General features: G+C 70.6%; 15 protein-coding genes. 6 read left to right on the forward strand and 9 right to left on the reverse strand.

The window, feature by feature from the left end; translation table 11 throughout:
* Window positions 1-242 precede the first annotated feature (242 nt).
* Window positions 243-1361, forward strand: a complete 1119-nt coding sequence (serC, locus tag AB0D27_RS41755) for a phosphoserine transaminase (protein WP_362519898.1) — start codon at window positions 243-245, stop codon at window positions 1359-1361.
* A 230-nt stretch (window positions 1362-1591) separates the two neighbouring features.
* Here serC and AB0D27_RS41760 read toward each other — a convergent pair whose 3' ends face one another.
* Window positions 1592-2602 carry a WD40 repeat domain-containing protein gene (locus AB0D27_RS41760; RefSeq protein ID WP_362519900.1) on the reverse strand — a complete coding sequence of 337 codons (1011 nt, stop codon included), beginning with the start codon at window positions 2600-2602 and terminating at the stop codon, window positions 1592-1594.
* 139 nt (window positions 2603-2741) lie between these two features.
* On the opposite strand from AB0D27_RS41760, the gene AB0D27_RS41765 reads away from it, so the two are divergent.
* Both AB0D27_RS41765 and AB0D27_RS41770 read left to right on the forward strand, forming a co-directional pair.
* Complete coding sequence (locus AB0D27_RS41765) at window positions 2742-3425, forward strand: SGNH/GDSL hydrolase family protein (protein WP_362519903.1); 684 nt, start codon at window positions 2742-2744, stop codon at window positions 3423-3425.
* 74 nt (window positions 3426-3499) lie between these two features.
* Window positions 3500-4492, forward strand: coding sequence for an aldo/keto reductase (locus AB0D27_RS41770; protein WP_362519906.1), 993 nt, complete (start codon window positions 3500-3502; stop codon window positions 4490-4492).
* A 131-nt stretch (window positions 4493-4623) separates the two neighbouring features.
* Here AB0D27_RS41770 and thpR read toward each other — a convergent pair whose 3' ends face one another.
* The 3 genes from thpR to AB0D27_RS41785 all read right to left on the reverse strand — a co-directional run bounded on the left by thpR (window position 4624) and on the right by AB0D27_RS41785 (window position 7167).
* Window positions 4624-5214, reverse strand: coding sequence for an RNA 2',3'-cyclic phosphodiesterase (gene thpR, locus AB0D27_RS41775; protein ID WP_362519908.1), 591 nt, complete (start codon window positions 5212-5214; stop codon window positions 4624-4626).
* A 43-nt stretch (window positions 5215-5257) separates the two neighbouring features.
* Window positions 5258-6619 (reverse strand): MFS transporter, encoded by a 1362-nt coding sequence (locus AB0D27_RS41780; protein ID WP_362519911.1) that lies wholly within the window; start codon window positions 6617-6619, stop codon window positions 5258-5260.
* 110 nt (window positions 6620-6729) lie between these two features.
* On the reverse strand, window positions 6730-7167 hold the full coding sequence (locus AB0D27_RS41785) for a MarR family transcriptional regulator (protein ID WP_362519914.1): 438 nt from the start codon (window positions 7165-7167) through the stop codon (window positions 6730-6732).
* A 144-nt stretch (window positions 7168-7311) separates the two neighbouring features.
* On the opposite strand from AB0D27_RS41785, the gene AB0D27_RS41790 reads away from it, so the two are divergent.
* Window positions 7312-7494, forward strand: coding sequence for a ribbon-helix-helix protein, CopG family (locus AB0D27_RS41790; protein ID WP_362519917.1), 183 nt, complete (start codon window positions 7312-7314; stop codon window positions 7492-7494).
* 10 nt (window positions 7495-7504) lie between these two features.
* Here the strand turns inward: AB0D27_RS41790 and AB0D27_RS41795 are convergent, their stop codons facing one another.
* Window positions 7505-8956 carry an NCS2 family permease gene (locus AB0D27_RS41795; RefSeq protein ID WP_362519919.1) on the reverse strand — a complete coding sequence of 484 codons (1452 nt, stop codon included), beginning with the start codon at window positions 8954-8956 and terminating at the stop codon, window positions 7505-7507.
* A 279-nt stretch (window positions 8957-9235) separates the two neighbouring features.
* On the opposite strand from AB0D27_RS41795, the gene AB0D27_RS41800 reads away from it, so the two are divergent.
* Entirely contained in the window at window positions 9236-9514 is a 279-nt protein-coding gene (locus AB0D27_RS41800) for a DUF2530 domain-containing protein (protein ID WP_362519922.1), read from the forward strand.
* Window positions 9515-9626: 112 nt separating this feature from the next.
* Window positions 9627-12026, forward strand: a complete 2400-nt coding sequence (locus AB0D27_RS41805) for a cation-translocating P-type ATPase (RefSeq protein ID WP_362519925.1) — start codon at window positions 9627-9629, stop codon at window positions 12024-12026.
* Window positions 12027-12031: 5 nt separating this feature from the next.
* Here the strand turns inward: AB0D27_RS41805 and AB0D27_RS41810 are convergent, their stop codons facing one another.
* The 4 genes from AB0D27_RS41810 to AB0D27_RS41825 all read right to left on the reverse strand — a co-directional run bounded on the left by AB0D27_RS41810 (window position 12032) and on the right by AB0D27_RS41825 (window position 17824).
* Entirely contained in the window at window positions 12032-12202 is a 171-nt protein-coding gene (locus AB0D27_RS41810; protein ID WP_362519936.1) for a hypothetical protein, read from the reverse strand.
* Window positions 12203-12339: 137 nt separating this feature from the next.
* Complete coding sequence (locus AB0D27_RS41815; protein ID WP_362519928.1) at window positions 12340-13266, reverse strand: hypothetical protein; 927 nt, start codon at window positions 13264-13266, stop codon at window positions 12340-12342.
* Window positions 13267-13478: 212 nt separating this feature from the next.
* Entirely contained in the window at window positions 13479-16661 is a 3183-nt protein-coding gene (locus AB0D27_RS41820) for a molecular chaperone Hsp90 (protein WP_362519931.1), read from the reverse strand.
* 236 nt (window positions 16662-16897) lie between these two features.
* Window positions 16898-17824, reverse strand: a complete 927-nt coding sequence (locus AB0D27_RS41825; RefSeq protein WP_362519934.1) for a DUF3027 domain-containing protein — start codon at window positions 17822-17824, stop codon at window positions 16898-16900.
* Window positions 17825-18348 lie beyond the last annotated feature (524 nt).

Genomic DNA, 18348 nt, shown 5'->3' on the forward strand with positions numbered 1-18348 from the left:
AACCTGTTCACCGCGGTCGACGACGAGCAGTTTTCAGCCCGTCCGGCGTTTGAGGACGAGCGCGAAGCGCGACAAGGGGGGTCTGGGGGCGCAGCCCCCAGGGACGATGGGGTCCCCCCGCTCGAGCGAAGCCGAGAGTGGGGGAGGGTAGGGGCGGCGGGGGCGAAACCCCGTAGGGCCCCACCGTCTCAGCCGACGGACCACATTTCGCCCAGGTTTCCCGAAACAGCTAGGCTCCCGACGTGGCTGATATCCAGATCCCCGCTGACATCAAGCCCGCCGACGGACGATTCGGCGCGGGCCCCTCCAAGGTGCGTACGGAGGCGCTGGACGCGCTGGCCGCGACCGGTAGCTCCCTGCTCGGTACGTCCCACCGCCAGGCCCCGGTGAAGAACCTGGTCGGCAACGTCCGCGAGGGCGTGCGCGAGCTGTTCTCCCTGCCCGACGGGTACGAGGTCGTCCTCGGCAACGGCGGCTCCACCGCGTTCTGGGACGTCGCGACCCACGGCCTGATCGAGAACAAGTCGCAGCACCTCACCTTCGGCGAGTTCTCCTCCAAGTTCGCGAAGGCCGCCAAGCTCGCGCCCTGGCTCGCCGAGCCCACCGTGATCTCCTCCGACCCGGGCACGCACCCCGAGCCGGCCGCCGAGGCGGGCGTCGACGTCTACGCCTTCACCCACAACGAGACCTCCACCGGTGTCGCCGCCACGCTCAAGCGGGTGCCGGGCGCCGACGAGGGCTCACTCGTCCTGGTGGACGCCACGTCCGGCGCCGGCGGCCTCCCGGTCGACATCGCCGAGACCGACGTCTACTACTTCGCCCCGCAGAAGTCCTTCGCCTCCGACGGCGGCCTGTGGATCGCCGTGTTCTCCCCGGCCGCGATCGAGCGCGCCGAGCGCGTCCACGCCTCAGGCCGCCACGTGCCGGAGTTCTTCTCGCTCCCCACGGCGATCGACAACTCCCGCAAGAACCAGACGTACAACACCCCGGCCCTCGCCACCCTCTTCCTGCTCAACGAGCAGCTGGAGTGGATCAACGGCCAGGGTGGCCTCGACTGGTCCACGAGCCGCACCAAGGACTCCTCGACCCGCCTCTACAGCTGGGCCGAGGAGAGCAAGTACGCGACCCCGTTCGTCGCGGACCCCGCCAAGCGCTCCCAGGTCATCGGCACGATCGACTTCGCCGACGAGATCGACGCCGCCGCCGTCGCCAAGGTCCTGCGCGCCAACGGCATCGTCGACACCGAGCCCTACCGCAAGCTCGGCCGCAACCAGCTCCGTGTCGCGATGTTCCCCGCCATCGACCCGGCGGACATCGAGGCGCTGACGAAGTGCGTCGACTACGTGATCGAGAAGCTGTAGCCGTTTTCGGTACGGCGATGGGGGCGTCCGGCGCGTGATCGTGCCGGGCGCCCCTTGCTCATGTCGCCGTGCAGGTCACCGCCCGCGTTCCCCCGCCGCCCGGCGCCCCGCCGAACCCGAGGGTCACCGAACCGCCCGCCGCCACGGCCCCGTTGTGATCGGCCTTGACGCGACGACGGTCTCCCCGCTCTGGGTGTACGCCGCGTTCCCCATGTTCGTGACCTCGCGGTTCAGCTTCGGCGCAGCAGCCGCCTGAACCCGATGGCAACGGCGATGGTGGCCGCGACGGCGAGGGCGCCGACCTTGAACCCGCCGCTCATCCCACTGCCGTCGACAGCCGAATCACCGCCCCCGGAGGGCGACTTGGACCCGGAGCCGCCGCTTCCCGGCACACTCTCCGGCTGCACAGCGCTGCCCGCGCCCTCGCTCCCGTACATGAGCTTGGACCCGTCGGGGGTGTAGGTGACGGACTCGCCCTGCCCCTGCAGGGGCACGTTCAGCCGCTCCTGCTTCTTGATCTTCCCGTCGTTCCACCGGTAGGCGATCCCGCCGAAGTATCCGCGTACGGCGAGCTGCTCGCCGTCGGGCGAGAAGGCGCCGTCGGTGGTCCAGAGGTCGACGGTGGCGACGGGCTTGAAGACGTTCGTACCGGAGGCGGAGAGCTGGGCGGGGCCCTCGTACAGATGGCCGCCGTCCTCGTTCTTGTCGACGATGTAGACCCGCCCGGTCTTGGGATGCACCATCAGCGCCTCGGCGTTGCGGGGGCCGTCCGCGTATTTCACGACGTACTGCGTGGCGCGGATCGTCTGGTCCTTGAGCACCTTCGGCTCGGGCAGCTTGTAGATCCACACGTGGTCCCACTTGCCGCCGAGGTTGTCGCCGATGTCGCCGACATAGAGGTCGCCGTCGGGCCCGAGGGAGATCGCCTCGACATCCCGGGGGGCGCCGACGCCGCTCATCGTGATGGTGGCGACCGTCTTGCCGGTCTTGCTGTCGACGGCGTAGAGGAAGGCCCCGTCGTCGCTGTCGTTGTGGGTCCAGTAGATCCCGGGGTGGGCGCGGGAGGCGGCGAGTCCGCTGGACTCGGTGATCCTGGGGTCCTTGATCGTGAACCCGTCGTCCCCGCTGCCGGCGACGGCCGACGCCGGGAGCGCGATGACGAGGGCGGCTGCGGCGGCGGCTGTGACTGCGGCTGCGGCTGCGGCTCGGGCTCCGGCGAGGCGGGGAAGGGATCGGCGCATGGGCCAAGACTGCCATCCCGGCCGGTCGTTCAGGCCGACCGTGGCTCGCCGTGCTTTGTTGGGCCAGACTGGAAGGCGTGTCCAGCCTCACACCCCACCCCAGCTCATGCCATCCCCGCTGATCGTCCATGATGAGCGGATGCTCAGGTTCATGCCCGTCGGCGACTCCATGACGATCGGAAGCGCGGGCGAACACACGTGGCGTTACCGACTGTGGCAGCACCTGCGCGCGACGTACGGGGGCCCGTTCAAGATCGTCGGCCCGCGCGAGACGCTCTACGACAAGGCCACGGAGTCCCCCGACTCGCACGAGTACGCGGACCCGGACTTCCCCCGCGCCCACCTGGCCGGCTGGGGCGAGGGCTGGCTCCACATGGCCCCGCTGATCCGCGAGGAGGTCCGCTCCCAGCGGGCGGACGTCCTGCTGGTGTCGCTCGGCCTGATCGACCTCGGCTTCTACACGAACGCGCCCCAGACGGCCGACAACGCCCGCACCTTCATCGCGGAGGCCCGCGCGGCCAACCCCCGGATCCGCATGGTCCTGCTCCCGGTGATACGGAACGTCCGCGCCGAGACCGACGCCCCCTTCGCCGCCGAGGTCGCCGCCTTCAACGAACTCCTCGCCAAGGCCGTGGCCGACCTGGACGAACCCCGCTCCCCCCTCCTCCTGGCGTCGCCGCCTCCGTCGTACGACATCACCTTCGACACGTACGACGGCACACACCCCAGCGCGAGCGGCGAACACAAGATCGCGGAGGGGTTCGCGGAGGCGATGTACCAGGCGTGGGACCTAGGAGAGCCGTACACAGCCGAAACCGCCTGACCGAATCTCGGCGTGCCATGGTCAACGCGACCTCCCTTGCATAGAGCGCACTCCAGCGCGTTGGCTAGGCGCTCATGAAGTACACGCAGCTCGGACGCACGGGACTCAAGGTCAGTCGGCTGGTTCTCGGGACCATGAACTTCGGTCCGCAGACCGAGGAGGCCGACAGCCACGCCATCATGGACGCGGCGCTGGACTCGGGAATCAACTACTTCGACACCGCGAACGTGTACGGCTGGGGCGAGAACAAGGGCCGTACGGAATCGATCATCGGGAACTGGTTCGCCCAGGGCGGTGACCGGCGCGACAAGGTGGTCCTGGCCACCAAGGTGTACGGGAACATGGCCGCCGAGGGCGACCCGTGGCCCAACCACGACAAGCTCTCCGCCCTGAACATCCGGCGGGCGGTCGAGGCCAGCCTGAGGCGCCTGCAGACCGACTACATCGACATCTACCAGTTCCACCACGTCGACCGCTCGACTCCCTTCGAGGAGATCTGGCAGGCCATCGACACCCTCGTACAGCAGGGCAAGATCCTCTACGTCGGGTCCAGCAACTTCCCGGGGTACAAGATCGCCCAGGCCAACGAGATCGCCGCCCGGCGGCACGGCACCATCGGTCTCGTCAGCGAGCAGTGCCTCTACAACCTCGCCGAGCGGCGCGCCGAGATGGAGGTCATCCCGGCCGCGCAGGAGTACGGGCTCGGGGTCATCCCCTGGTCGCCGCTGCACGGCGGTCTGCTCGGCGGAGTCATCAAGAAGGAGGTCGAGGGCGGACGCAGGGCGAGCGGCCGGGCCGCCGACGCCCTCGCCAACACCTCCATCCGCGCGCAGATCCAGTCGTACGAGGATCTGCTCGAAAAGCACGGGCTGGAGCCCGGCGAGGCCGCGCTGGCCTGGCTGTTGACCCGGCCCGGCGTCACCGGCCCCATCGTCGGGCCGCGCACCGCCGAACAGCTCGAGTCCGCGCTGCGCGCGGTGGAGCTGGAGCTGACGGAGGACGTTCTCGCGGGACTCGACGAGATCTTCCCGGGTCCCGGTCCGTCTCCGGAGGCGTTCGCCTGGTAGCCCGGCGGGGCAGGGGGCATCCGGCGGTGGCGGTCTATCTGACCGCCGCCGCCAGGGCCACCACGACGAACATCAGCACGAGCACACCGGCCATGATCCGGTTACGGGTCTTCGGGTCCACGGAGTCGAGATTAACCGGCCGCCGCGGCGGGCCCGGCGGCCACCCCCAGCGGCCGGCTCGCCACCGTCTCGTATCGGGGCTGCTCACCCGGCACCCCGGACTTCGGCAGGTTGCTGCGGACGAGACACAGCTCACCCACTGTCCACTCCCGCCCGGCGAACGTGTCCAGGGCGGTGACATAGGGCTTGAAGTCGGCGGAAGCGCGGCTGCGGGCCACGGTCAGGTGGGGGCGGTAGTGCCGGTGCTCCTCCGTCGGGATCCCCGCCTTGCGGCCCGCCGCCTCCGCGCGGCCGGCCAGCAGCCGCATGGCGCCGATGTCTCCCGACGCCCCCACCCACAGCGCCCGGCCCCCGAAATGCCCGCCGCCGCGCAGGGACAGCGGGAAGGGGGCCGTGCGGTGAGCAGCCCGCGCCAGCCGTTCCGAGAGGTCCGGGACGATCTCCTCGTCCACCTCGCCGTAGAACGCGAGCGTGAAGTGCCAGCCGGGACGGCCCGTCCAGCGCAGCTCGTCCGCGCCCGGCAGCCGCTCCAACTCATCGACTTCCGAGGCCAGTTCGCGGATCACACCGGCCGGGGGCAGTACCGCCGCAAAGAGTCTCATGGCGTCACCCTTCCAGGGAACGGATCACCGGGCGACCCACGGTTCACGCCGCCGTGGCCAGCCGCTCCCGCTGTTCCCTGGGGACGAAGCGGACCTGGGGATGGCCGTGGTGCCAGGCGACGGACAGGCGCAGGCCACCGATGCGGGCCAGGGCCAGGCCGACGCCGCTCGCGGCCGCCAGGGAGACCAGGCCGCCGAGGGCGAAGCCGACGCGGGGGCCATAGGCGTCGGTGACCCAGCCCACGAGGGGCGCCCCCAGCGGCGTACCGCCCATGAAGACCATCATGAACAGGGCCATGACGCGGCCGCGCATGGCCGGGTCGGTGGCCATCTGGACCGAGGTGTTCGCGGTGACGTTGACCGTGAGGCCGAAGATGCCGAGCGGGACCATGAGGAGCGAGAAGAGCCAGAGGGAGGGAGCCGTGGCCGCCACGACTTCCAGGGCGCCGAAGGCCACCGCCGCCGCGATCAGCACGCGCAGGCGTGCCGTGCCGCGGCGGGCGGCGAGCAGCGCGCCGGCCAGCGAGCCGAGCGCCATCAGCGTGTTGAAGAGGCTGTACGCGCCGGCGCCCGCGTGGAAGACGTCGTCCGCGTACGCCGACAGCCAGACGGGGAAGTTGAAGCCGAAGGTGCCGATGAAGCCGACCAGGACGATCGGCCAGATCAGCTCGGGACGGCTGGCGACGTAGTGCAGGCCTTCGCGCAGCTGGCCCTTGCCGCGCGGCGCCCGCTCGACGACGTGCAGTTCGCGGGCCCGCATCATCAGCAGGCCGGCGATGGGGGCGACGAAGGACAGGCCGTTGAAGAGGAAGGCCCAGCCGGTGCCGACGCCGGTGATCAGCAGGCCCGCGACGGCGGGGCCGACCAGGCGGGCCGACTGGAAGTTCGCCGAGTTCAGGCTGACCGCGTTCTGCAGCTGGCCGGGGCCGACCATCTCGGAGACGAAGGACTGCCGGGCCGGGTTGTCCACGACTGTGGCGAGACCGACGGCGAAGGCGGCGAGGTAGACGTGCCAGACCTGGACGTGGCCGGAGAGGGTGAGGAAGGCGAGCGCGAGGCCGGTGAGGCCCATCGCCGTCTGGGTGGCCAGCAGGGCCGGGCGCTTGGGGAGACGGTCGACGAGGACGCCGCCGTACAGCCCGAAGAGCAGCATCGGCAGGAACTGCAGCGCGGTGGTGATACCGACCGCGGCGGACGAGCCGGTCAGGCTCAGCACCAGCCAGTCCTGGGCGATGCGCTGCATCCAGGTGCCGGTGTTGGAGACGACCTGGCCCAGGAAGAAGAGGCGGTAGTTGCGGATCCTCAGCGAGCTGAACATCGAGGAGCGGGAGGTGCTGTCCGGGGTGGGCGGGGAGTCGTGGGTGGCTGGTGCGGGGGCGGAGTCTGCTCCGGGTCCCGTACTCAAAAGGGCTCGCCTCCTAGGCAGTCGGTGACGTCGGCGTCATGGGAGGGCGTCGGCGCTTGGTCGGGGGCGGCCTTCGGGGGAGAAGGCCGCCGGTTGTCACGGATGGGCTGTCACAGATGCGCGAGCTTCTCGAGGACGGGGGCGGCCTCGCGGAGCTTCGCCCATTCGTCCTCGTCGAGGGCCTCGACCAGTCCGGCCAGGAACGCGTTCCGCTTGCGGCGGCTCTCTTCGAGCATCGCCTCGGCCTTGTCGGTCTGCGTCACGACCTTCTGGCGCCGGTCCTCGGGATGCGGCTCCAGCCTGACCAGGCCCTTGGCTTCGAGCAGCGCGACGATGCGGGTCATCGAGGGCGGCTGCACATGCTCCTTGCGGGCGAGCTCGCCCGGCGTGGCGGTGCCGCAGCGGGCAAGGGTGCCGAGCACCGACATCTCGGTGGGGCTCAGCGACTCGTCGACCCGCTGGTGCTTGAGTCGACGCGACAACCGCATCACTGCGGAGCGCAAGGCGTTCACGGCGGCCTCGTCGTCGCCATGGGTGAGGTCAGGCATGTTCTTTAGCGTAACTCATTACTCTCGCTAAAGAACAGTCGAATGCCCGTGAACCGCGCCACTGAACCCCTACATCACTCATATGAGTGAGTCGGCTCCGAAAAGTGACCCCTCCCCCGCCGGGGTCCCGCGACCCTCGACTCCATGGGGACCAGCGTGCTCAGCCTGCGGATGGACGGGGAGCTGCTCAACCGGCTCCGGCACCATGCCGCCAAACGCGGAATGAGCGTCCAGGACTATGTCGTCCGGACGCTCATTCGCGATGATTTCGACGAGCGGTTCCAGACCGCGGTCGAGGAGACGGAGAAGTTCTACGGGGTCACGTGACCCCCACCGGTCAGGTCAGTCCCAGCGCCGGCATCAGGTAGTAGAAGCCGAACACCGCCGAGACGACGTACATCGGGACCGGGATGTCGCGACCCCGGCCCGCCGCCAGGCGCAGCACCACGAAGGTGATGAAGCCCATGCCGATGCCGTTCGTGATCGAGTAGGTGAACGGCATCATCAGCATCGTCACGAAGGCCGGAATGGCGATCGTGTAGTCCGCCCAGTCGATCTCCTTGACCGAGTGGGACAGGATCAGGAAGCCGACCGCGAGCAGCGCCGGGGTGGCCGCCTGCGACGGGACCATCGTGGCGACGGGAGTCAAGAAGAGCGCGACGGCGAACAGCCCGCCGGTGACGACGTTCGCGAAGCCGGTGCGCGCGCCCTCGCCGACGCCCGCCGTGGACTCCACGAACGCGGTGGTGGCCGAGGAGGACGTGGCACCGCCCGCCGCGACCGCGAGGCCGTCGACGAAGAGGACCTTGTTGATGCCGGGCATCTGGCCCTGCGCGTCGGTCAGCTTGGCCTCGTCGCTGACGCCCATGATCGTGCCCATCGCGTCGAAGAAGCACGACAGCAGCACGGTGAAGACGAAGAGGATGCCGGTCAGTACGCCGACCTTGCCGAAGCCGCCGAAGAGGCTGACCTTGCCGACGAGACCGAAGTCCGGGGTGGCGACCGGGTTGCCGGGCCACTTCGGGGTGGTCAGGCCCCAGGACGGGATCGTGGCGACGGCGTTGATGATCAGCGCGAGGACGGTCATCGTGACGATCGAGATCAGGATCGCGCCCGGCACCTTGCGCACCATCAGCGCGAGCGTGAGCAGCGTGCCGAGGATGAAGATCAGGACGGGCCAGCCGTGAAGGTGGCCGTCGGAGCCGAGCTGGAGCGGGACCGTGGTCTGGGCGACGTCCGGGATGCGGGTGACGAATCCGGAGTCGACCAGGCCGATCAGCATGATGAACAGGCCGATACCGATCGAGATGCCCTTGCGCAGGCCCAGCGGCACGGCGTTCATGACGCGCTCACGCAGACCGGTGGCGACCAGCAGCATCACGATGAAGCCGGCCAGCACGACCATGCCCATGGCGTCCGGCCAGGACATCCGCGGGGCCAGCTGGAGTGCGACGACGGTGTTCACACCGAGGCCGGCGGCCAGCGCGATCGGCACGTTGCCGATGACGCCCATGAGGAGCGTGGAGAAGGCCGCGGTCAGGGCGGTGGCGGTGACCAGCTGGCCGTTGTCCAGGTGGTGCCCGTACATGTCCTTCGCGCTGCCCAGGATGATCGGGTTGAGCACGATGATGTAGGCCATCGCGAAGAAGGTGGCGAAACCGCCGCGGATCTCGCGCGGGATGCTGGAGCCGCGCTCGGAGATCTTGAAGTAGCGGTCTAGGACACCCTGCGCGGGCCGGGGCTCCGGTTCCTGCGGGGCGGTGGCCTTGGTGGCGGCCGAGGTGGACATGCGTGACCTCATACGTGCGGGGGCCTTGCGGGCCGGACGGCGCCGGGCGGGACGGCGCGCGGCTGGGGGAACTTGATCGAGTCTGACCGTTGCGCGATCACCAACAGGTTTCTTCGACGTTTCCGTTGGTGTTTCGTACGAACAGAAAGAGCCAGACCCAGACCGTTTCAGTATGAACATATGAGTCCGAAATCGCTATCTCCGCGCGTAGACCGTTGGTATACAAGGGCGACGCGGGCCAGGAAGTCAGCAGCGGGACGACCCTCGTAAGCTGTGCACATGGCGAAGTGGACCCCCAAGCACGAGGCACCGGAGCCCCTGGAGGGGCCCGTCGTCGCCACCATCACGGGCGGCACGATCCTTTGGTTCGTCCTCTTCCTGGCGCAGCTGCCGTTCTACGGCTGGTTCGACGACCACGGGCACACCTGGTGGCTGTGGACCTGCCTGGCCGGCGCCGGTCTCGGCCTGATCGGCATCTGGTACGTCCGCGGGCGCGACGCCGCCCTCAAGCGGGCCGCGGCCGCCGGCACCGACCACAAGCCCACTGCCGCGGAGTAACCACCCCACGTACACCCAGGGCATCACTGTCCGCAGCCCCCGCTCCTCCCCTGGTCGGATCTTTGGGGCACTCGGCAGGTGAAGCCGTATTTCCACACGTACCGTCGAATGCATGACGCACATCGACGCGGGCGCCGAACTCGATCCCGTTCACCCCGTGCCCATACCCGCGCCGGCGCGGGCACCGGGGCTGTCCACCGCCGAAGTGGCCGAACGGATGGCGCGCGGCGAGGTCAACGACGTCCCCGTGCGCAGCAGCCGCTCGCTGGGCGAGATCGTCCGCGCCAACGTCTTCACCCGGTTCAACGCGATCATCGGTGCGCTCTGGCTGGTGATGCTGTTCGTGGCGCCGTTCCAGGACAGCCTGTTCGGGTACGTGATCATCGCCAACACCGCGATCGGCGTCATCCAGGAGTGGCGGGCCAAGCAGACCCTGGACTCGCTCGCGGTGATCGGCGAGGCGAAACCGACCGTGCGGCGGGCCGGGGTCGCCGCCGAGGTCAGCACCTCGGAGATCGTGCTCGACGACCTGATCGAGATCGGGCCCGGCGACAAGATCGTCGTCGACGGGACCTGCGCCGAGGCCGACGGCCTGGAGATCGACGAGTCGCTGCTCACCGGCGAGGCCGACCCGGTGGTCAAGCATCCCGGCGACGCGGTGATGTCGGGCAGCTTCGTCGTCGCGGGCGGCGGCGCGTTCACGGCGACGAAGGTGGGACGGGAGGCGTACGCGGCACAGCTCGCCGAGGAGGCGTCCCGGTTCACGCTGGTCCACTCCGAGCTGCGCACCGGTATCTCCACGATCCTCAAGTACGTGACCTGGATGATGATCCCGACCGCGATCGGCCTGGTCATCAGCCAGCTGGTGGTCAAACAGCACGGCCTCAAGGACTCCATCGCGCGGACGGTCGGCGGGATCGTGCCGATGGTCCCCGAGGGCCTGGTCCTCCTCACCTCCGTCGCCTTCGCGATCGGCGTCATCCGCCTTGGCCGGAAACAGTGCCTCGTGCAGGAACTCCCCGCCATCGAGGGCCTCGCGCGCATAGACACCGTCTGCCTCGACAAGACCGGCACCCTCACCGAGGGCGGCATGGACGTCACCGAGCTGCGCCCGCTCGATGGTGCCGACGAGTCGTACGTAGGCCAGGTGCTCGGCGCGCTCGGCGAGTCGGACCCTCGGCCGAACGCCTCCCTTCAGGCGATCATCGCCGCCTACCCGGACAGCGAGGAGTGGCGCTGCACCGAGTCGCTGCCGTTCTCCTCCGCCCGCAAGTACAGCGGCGCCTCCTTCAGCGAGGGCAACGGCGAGTCCAGTACGTGGCTGCTCGGCGCCCCCGACGTCCTGCTGGCCGCCGACGACCCGGCGCTCGCCGAGACCGAGCGGCTCAACGAGGCGGGGCTGCGGGTGCTGCTGCTCGCCCGGAGCTCGAAGGACCTCGACCATCCCGAGGTCAAGAAGGCCGCGCGGCCCAGCGCCCTGGTCGTCCTGGAGCAGCGGCTGCGTCCGGACGCGGCGGACACCCTGCGCTACTTCGCCGAGCAGGACGTCAAGGCCAAGGTCATCTCCGGCGACAACGCGGTGTCGGTCGGCGCGGTGGCCGACAAGCTCGGGCTCAGCGGCGAGGTGGTGGACGCGCGCCGGCTGCCCGACGAGAAGGAGGAGATGGCGAAGTCACTCGACAAGGCCACGGTCTTCGGCCGGGTCACCCCGCAGCAGAAGCGGGACATGGTGGGCGCCTTGCAGTCGCGCGGGCACACCGTGGCGATGACGGGCGACGGTGTGAACGACGTACTCGCCCTGAAGGACGCCGACATCGGCGTGAGCATGGGCACGGGGTCGGAGGCCACCCGGGCGGTCGCCCAGATCGTCCTGCTCAACAACAGCTTCTCGACGCTGCCTTCGGTGGTCGCGGAGGGCCGCAGGGTCATCGGCAACATCACCCGGGTCGCGACGCTCTTCCTGGTGAAGACGGTCTACTCGGTGCTGCTGGCCGTCTTCGTGGTGTGCTGGCAGGTCGAATACCCCTTCCTGCCCCGCCACTTGACGCTGCTGTCGACCCTGACGATCGGCGTCCCGGCGTTCTTCCTCGCCCTCGCCCCGAACAAGGAGCGCGCGCAGCCCCACTTCGTACGACGGGTGATGCGGTACTCGATCCCGGGCGGGGTCGTCGCCGCGGTCGCCACGTTCGTGACGTATCTGATCGCCCGCCACTACTACACCGGGCCGGGCTCGCTGGACGCGGAGACCAGCGCCGCGACGCTGGCGCTCTTCCTGATCTCGATGTGGGTGCTCGCGATCATCGCCCGGCCCTACACCTGGTGGCGGATCTGCCTCGTCGCCGCGATGGGCGGGGCGTTCCTGCTGGTGCTCGTGGTGCCGGGACTGCAGCACTTCTTCGCGCTGAAGCTGGTCGGCGCGACGATGCCGTGGATCGCGGTGGGCATCTCGGTGGTGGCGGCGGCCGCCCTGGAGTTCCTGTGGAGGTGGGTCGACCGCCGCGTACCGGCTTGAGAGGGTTACTGCACGTCGACGAAGTCACCCGTGGCGCTGACCGCCGGAGTGGTCGAGGTGCCCGCGAAGCTGTAGCGGAAGTACCCGTCGACCGTGGCCGTCGTGGTCGTCTTCAGGTTGCCCGTCGAGTCCGACTTGCAGGTCGCGGACGTCGCGGTGCCGCCGCCGCACCTCACCTCGGACGTGGTGAGGATGCCGTAGCCCGGGCCGTTGAGCGTAATGGTGGCGTCCGCGATGCCCTGGTCGTCGGGCCCAGAAAGTGAAGGCGGCGCTCCCCCCAGGAGCGCCGCCGGAACATCACAGGAAGTGACGACTACTGCACGTCGACGTAGTCACCCGTGGCCTTGACGGCCGGGGTGGTCGCGGTGCCCACGAAGCTGTAGCGGAAGTAACCGTCGACGGAGGCCGTCGTGGTCGTCTTCAGGTTGCCGGTGCTGTCCGTCTTGATCGTCTTGACGGTGGTGTAGGTGTCGCTGCCCTTCTTGCGGAACTGCAGCTGCACGGACTGGCCGGTGTAGCCGTGGTACAGGTTGTCCTCCCAGTTGGCGCGGGAGAGCTTGCCCGTGACCGTGATGGTCTTGCCCTTCTTCACCGGCTCCGGCGAGGCGTTGACCGTCAGCTTGGAGTAGCGCTGAACGTTGGGGGAGGTGAAGCCGCCCTGGTCGGCGTAACCGACGTTGTCCCAGTTGATGTTGTCGCTGGACGGGTCCTCGCCGTTGTACGCGATGGCCAGGGCCGCGGCCTTCCAGGCACCGGCGTCCGAGTTGATCAGCTCGCTCTCGGCCGGGTAGATGTCGATGTCGCCCTTGCAGGTGGCGACGGTCGACGAGGTGGCGGTGCAGGTCGCCGCGTAGTCGCCGAAGAGCATGTTGTCCGGCGTGTCGAACGAGCCCTTGTAGAGGTACGGGCCGGTCAGGAAGTCGTCGGCGGTGATGTCGACGTCGGCGCCGTGGGTCAGGGTGTAGGTGACCGGAACGGCGACGTGGTTGGTGGTGCCGACCTTGATGGCGCTGCCGTTGTTCACCTTGATGTTGGAGAAGGTGGCGTCGAGGGCGTACGGCGTGCCGGTGTCGGCGGCGGTGGAGGTGCTGAACGCGGCCTTGCCGGAGGCGGCTTCCTGCGCCTTGGCGACGTCCGCACGGTACGAAGAGGCGGAGTCGGCGGCGTGGGCGCCCGGCACGACGAAGGCGGAGAGGGCCAGGGCGCCGGAGACGGCGGCCACGGTGGCACGTATGCGCATGCGTTCCCCAAGTGGAGAAAGGGGCCCCGGTGGTGGTCGTTCCTCACGGCTCGTCGTCGCACGGGGCCCAAGTGATCGTGGAGTCTGTTGACTCGGGTGATCAGATCCGCGGCTGGTGTGAATGGTTGTACGGGAGATGAAGACTTTGTGTGCGGATTACCAAAGTCACAGCGGGGTGAGAGGAAACCACACTCACCCCGCCTCCGGCCGGCTCAGTCGAACCAGCGGTCCCGCGCCAGCTCCTCGGTGCGGGACGGGTCCTCCAGAAGGGCGGCGACCTCGAAGCGGCGCGGCCACTGCCCGGCCGCCCAGGCCAGTCCGGCGGCCACGCCCTCCAGGGTGGCGGCGTGCAGCACGCCGTCCCGGGTACGCCGCCAGTCCAACTCGACGCCGTCGACCACGAGTTCCTCGTGCTCCACGTACGAGGCGGGCGTCGAAGGACCGAGCAGGACCCGCACGGACTCGGGCACGTCGTGCTCGCTGCCCTCGGAGGTCACCTCGCCGGTCACCGACTCGCTCAGCCGCCGCACCTGGAACAGCTCGGCGAGATCGGCGGCGCGGGCGGGCCGTACGGGCAGCAGCGGCATACCGCCCGTGAAGGGCAGCAGATCGGGCGAGTCCACGACGACGGCGTCGCCCGCGTCCACCACCCGCACCACACCATCCACGACGGCCCGCACCTCGTCCGGCAGAGTCACCTGCTCCGGATCCAGGTCGGCCAACGCCCCGTAGAGGGCGTGCAGTTGGGAGCCCGAGACATCGCGGTCGGGGTCGGCGAGCCGGTCGAGCAGCTCGGCGGCTCCGCCGGGTTCGGCGAGGAGGGCGGCCACGGACGTGCGGACGCCGAGCGCCCGCAGCACCTGCTCGTCGTTGAAGCCGGTGGCGTCGGCCTCGTCGTACAGGCCATGCAGCAGCGGATCGCCGCCCGCGGCCCGCAGACCGGCCGGGCGGCGCCCGTCGAGGACGGGGTGCCCGCGCAGCCACCAGGCCGTGTACGGCCGGACGACCTCGTGCGTGCCGTCCGGCAGCAGGATGCGCACCGGCTGAGTCAGCGCGTCCCGCAACGGCGGCTGCGAGAGCAGCGCGAGAGCCTGCGGCCACCGCTCGTCGTCCACCAGGTCCAGATCCCGTACGGCGACGATCTCGGTGGCGACCGGCGGCACCGGCGTGTCGGGCAGCCGGTCCAGGACGTCCTCGCACCACACGTCCACGGCGTCAAGGAGGCCCGCGTCATCAGGCTCCGCGAAGTCGGAGTCGCGCGGCTCCAGTTCATCCGGGTCCAGGACGACATCGGTGGCCCGTACGAGGGCGAAGTTGGCCAGCACTCCGCAGGCGGCGAGCGGCTGCTCACCCCAGCGCCCGGCCAGCTCGGGATCGACGAAGGCGAGTTCACCTTCCCGCATCACCCGGGCGAACGGGCTGCCGGGCAGCACGAGTTCACCCGCGGGCGCGAGCTCGCCCTCGTCGTCCGGGAGGGCGAGGGCACCGAGCCAGGGCTCGTCACCGGGGTCGAGTCCGGCGTCACGGACGAGCGCGAGAACCGTGTCGGCCAGCTCCTCGGCGTCCGGGGCGTCCTCGTCCCACGCCACACCCTCGTCCTCGAGCGAGGCGGCGACGGCTGCGCGCACCTGCGGGGTGGTGAGCACGGCGAGCGGCGTGGCGGGCAGGGCGCCCAGCTTCTCGAGCAGCGGGTGGGCGGCGTCCGGATGGGCGACCTTGAGGCCGAGCCGGGCCAGGGTGTCTGAGGTGGCGGCCCAGGTGTCGTCGGGGGTGGGCCCTTCGGGGACCGGCAGCAGGATCTGCCGGGGACCGATCGTCGTACGGCCGTCCGCGAGCGGTACGGGCAGTCCCGAGAGCCGGTCCGGATCGACCCCGGCGAGGCTGTCGTACAGGCGGTGCCACCAGCCCGGATCCTTCTCCAGCCCGGCCAGGCGGTCCACGGCCTCGGTGAGCGGGACGCGGGCGACCCCCAACGTCCGCAGCTCCACCCGGCGTTCGAGGCCCGCGGGCAGCAGACTGGGCAGCACCTCGGCAAGAACACGGACGGTCTCCACGCCCGCGCCCTCGACGACCTCGGCGTCACGGGGCCGCAGAACGGCCGGATTCTCCGCCGCACTGGTCTCGGGCCAGTCGGCGAGCGCGTCCGGGGCAGCGTCCGGCTCGCGGGCGGGCGGCAGGAAGGCGGTACGGGGCAGCCGGTCGAGGATCGCCTGACGCAGGGCGCCGTCCAGCTCGCCCTTGCCCAGCGGGCCTGGCACGAGATCGATGATGCCCGTACCCACCGGCCGCCATCCGGCGAGGAGTTCGGCGTACGCGTCCGCCGCGCGCTCCACGAGGAAGTCGGTGAGCGGGCCGGGGGCGGCGTGGCGCCGGGCGGTGTCGAGCGGCAGCGAGGCGATGAGGAGGGCGGGCACACCGAGGGGTTCGTCGCTGGGCGTGGGCGCGTGCACGACGGGGCTCGTGCGCGGGCGGCCCGGTGAGCCGTCCTCGTCCACGGGCACGGCCCAGGTCACCGACCAGTGCGGACGCAGCCGCTCCTCGACCGGGCGGCCGACGAGGAGGGCGGGGTCGAGGGGACCTTGATGGGAGACGGTCCGGTAACGGGTACTACCGCTTCCCGAATCCTCGATGACGAGGCCATGCCCGTCGTCGTCGCCGCGGCGGCGGCGCAGGGTCCGTACCTCCGCGTCCCCGATCTCGACGACCACCTCCTCCAGGCCCGGCAGGGCGAGCAGCAGGGCGTCGTCGACGTTCCGCAGCAGCCGCTCGGCGAGATCCTCGGCGGCCGGGTCGCGCAGCGGCAGGATCACCACGGTGTCGTACGGGTCCGGGGCGGTGCCCTCGGCCGCGAACGGCAGCCGCAGCAGCGGCACATGGCCGTCCCGGCGGCGGATCTCGTCACCCAGGCCGGGGCTGTGGCGGGCGGTGTCGGCGGCCAGTTCGCGAGCCTCGGCCAGCGACCAGCGGACGCCGCCGTGACGGCCCACGACGGCGGGCTCGTCGGTCACCGCGAGGACGGCGGCGAATCCGACGCCGAAGCGGCCGACGGCCGTGTCGGACGCGTCCCGCTTCGCGGAGGCGCGGAGCGTGGAGAGCGATTCGACGCCGGCCGCGTCGAGGGGGGCGCCGGTGTTGGCCGCGACGAGGACGCCGTCGCGGAGGGTGAGCCGGAGGCGGCCGGGGGTGTGAGCCCTCGCGGCGGCGTCGGCGGCGTTCTGAGCGAGCTCGACGACGAGTCGGTCGCGGTAGCCGCCGAGGGCGAGGTCCTCCTCGGCGTTGGCGTCCTCGCGGAAACGGGCCGGGCTGGTCGCCCAGGCGTCCAGCAGGCCGCGTCGCAAGCGCGCCGTCCCGAACGGGTCCGCGCCCTCGGCTGCCGGCCGCACGAACTTACTCACGGGTTCACTCTCCCTCTCGCGATCCGCGACCGCACGCTGAGCTCGCCGCCGCCGCATGAAGGTACCGCGAGGAGGGCGGGGGTATGCCGAGGGCTTCTTCCGGGGCACGGTGGGCGGGTGCGGGCGCCGGGGTTTTCGCCTCCTCCGCCCCTGCCCTTCCCTACCTGGGGTCCGCCTCCAGACCCCCGTAATAGTGCTTCGCGCTCGTCCTCGGACGCCGGACAGGCTGGAGGTCCCTACGAGTGGCCGAGTTCTGCCGAGGACTCGTCGGGGGTCATGGAGACCGAGCCCGAGTCGGGGGCCGGGCGGAGGGGGAAGGGGTCTACTCGGGTCTCGTCGACGACGGGCGGGGCGGGACGGGGTGGCTTCGGCATGACCGCGGCCTCCGAGTGGCCGCCGCAGCCGTACGAGAGGGAGACGACCCGCCCGTCGGCGGGCGAGAACTCGTTGGCGCAGACACCGAACGCCTGTCCGAGCGAGCCTCCGATGGGGTTGAGGAAACCGCAGCTGACGCACGCTGCGGGCGCGGCCTGCGCCATCGCCGTCTTCGGACCGTACGACTCCTCCCAGCGGTCGGCCGCGACATGCAGCCCGTACCGGGACAGGACCCGAGCCCGACGCAGCCCCAGCTCCTCGGCGACCGCGGCGATCGACCCACGCCTCGGCGCGACCGGCAGCGCGGCGGGCGCCCCGCCCGTCACCTCCGCGTCCTCCGCCTCCACCAGCTCGGCCATCTCCTCGGAGACGGGCGAGTTCGGCGGGGGCTCGTCCTCGCCGGTGAAACCGGGTTCCAGACGCAGATCCTCGGCGTCCGTGGGCAGCAGATCACCCGGGCCCATGTCGCCGGGGCGCAGCCGCTCGCTCCACGGCACCCACTCCGGGGCGAGCAGCGCGTCGGGACCGGGCAGCAGCACCGTCTCGTCGAGCGTGACGAACTTCGCGCGGGAGGCGCGGGCCACGGTGACGGCCCAGCGCCATCCCCGATACCCCATCTCCTTGCACTCGAAGAAGTGCGTGACAACGCGGTCCCCCTCGGAGACCAGCCCCACATGCTCGCCGACGACGCCGGGGGTGGCGGCCTCCTCGGCGGCGGCGCGGGCGAGGTCGACGGCCTCGGCGCACAGGCGGTCGGGGGTGCGGCTTCGCGTGGTCGCTGCGCTCACAGGTATCGCTTCTCTCCTACGCCGTCTCACGGGTGCGCCATTACTCGGCGGGGGTGCGGACGGAGCGGACCGGAGGACCGCGTCGACGTCCGCGCCCGATCGCGCTCGGGCGCACCTACGCCATCCATTCTGCGGGATGGCCGAGAGGCGCGCGGCCGAGAACAATCGCCGCAGGCGCGTTACGCACGCTACCTTCTCCTGGCCCCTGGGCCCACACCGGCGGCCCTCTTCGGCGCTCCGCGCCGATTTTCCCGCCGCTCCGCGTCGGTCTCTGTGCCGCTCCGCGCCCCGTTTCCACGCCGCTCCGCGGCGCTTTCCCGGCGCTCCGCGCCGGATGTTTCCCACCCACACCGCCCGTCTCGGTCGGCTGGGAAGTGGGCCATTGACACCCGCAGTCGCCCGCGCGCGGAAGGGGCCGTGTCGGTACATCGAATGCCCGCATCCGGACGGATCCAAAGAAGACAGCACCCTCCAGCCCACAGCCGATCCGTCCGGATGCGGGCGGATGTACCGGCGCGGCCCCG

The organism is Streptomyces sp. NPDC048415 (genome assembly GCF_040651675.1).
Lineage (GTDB): Bacteria > Actinomycetota > Actinomycetes > Streptomycetales > Streptomycetaceae > Streptomyces.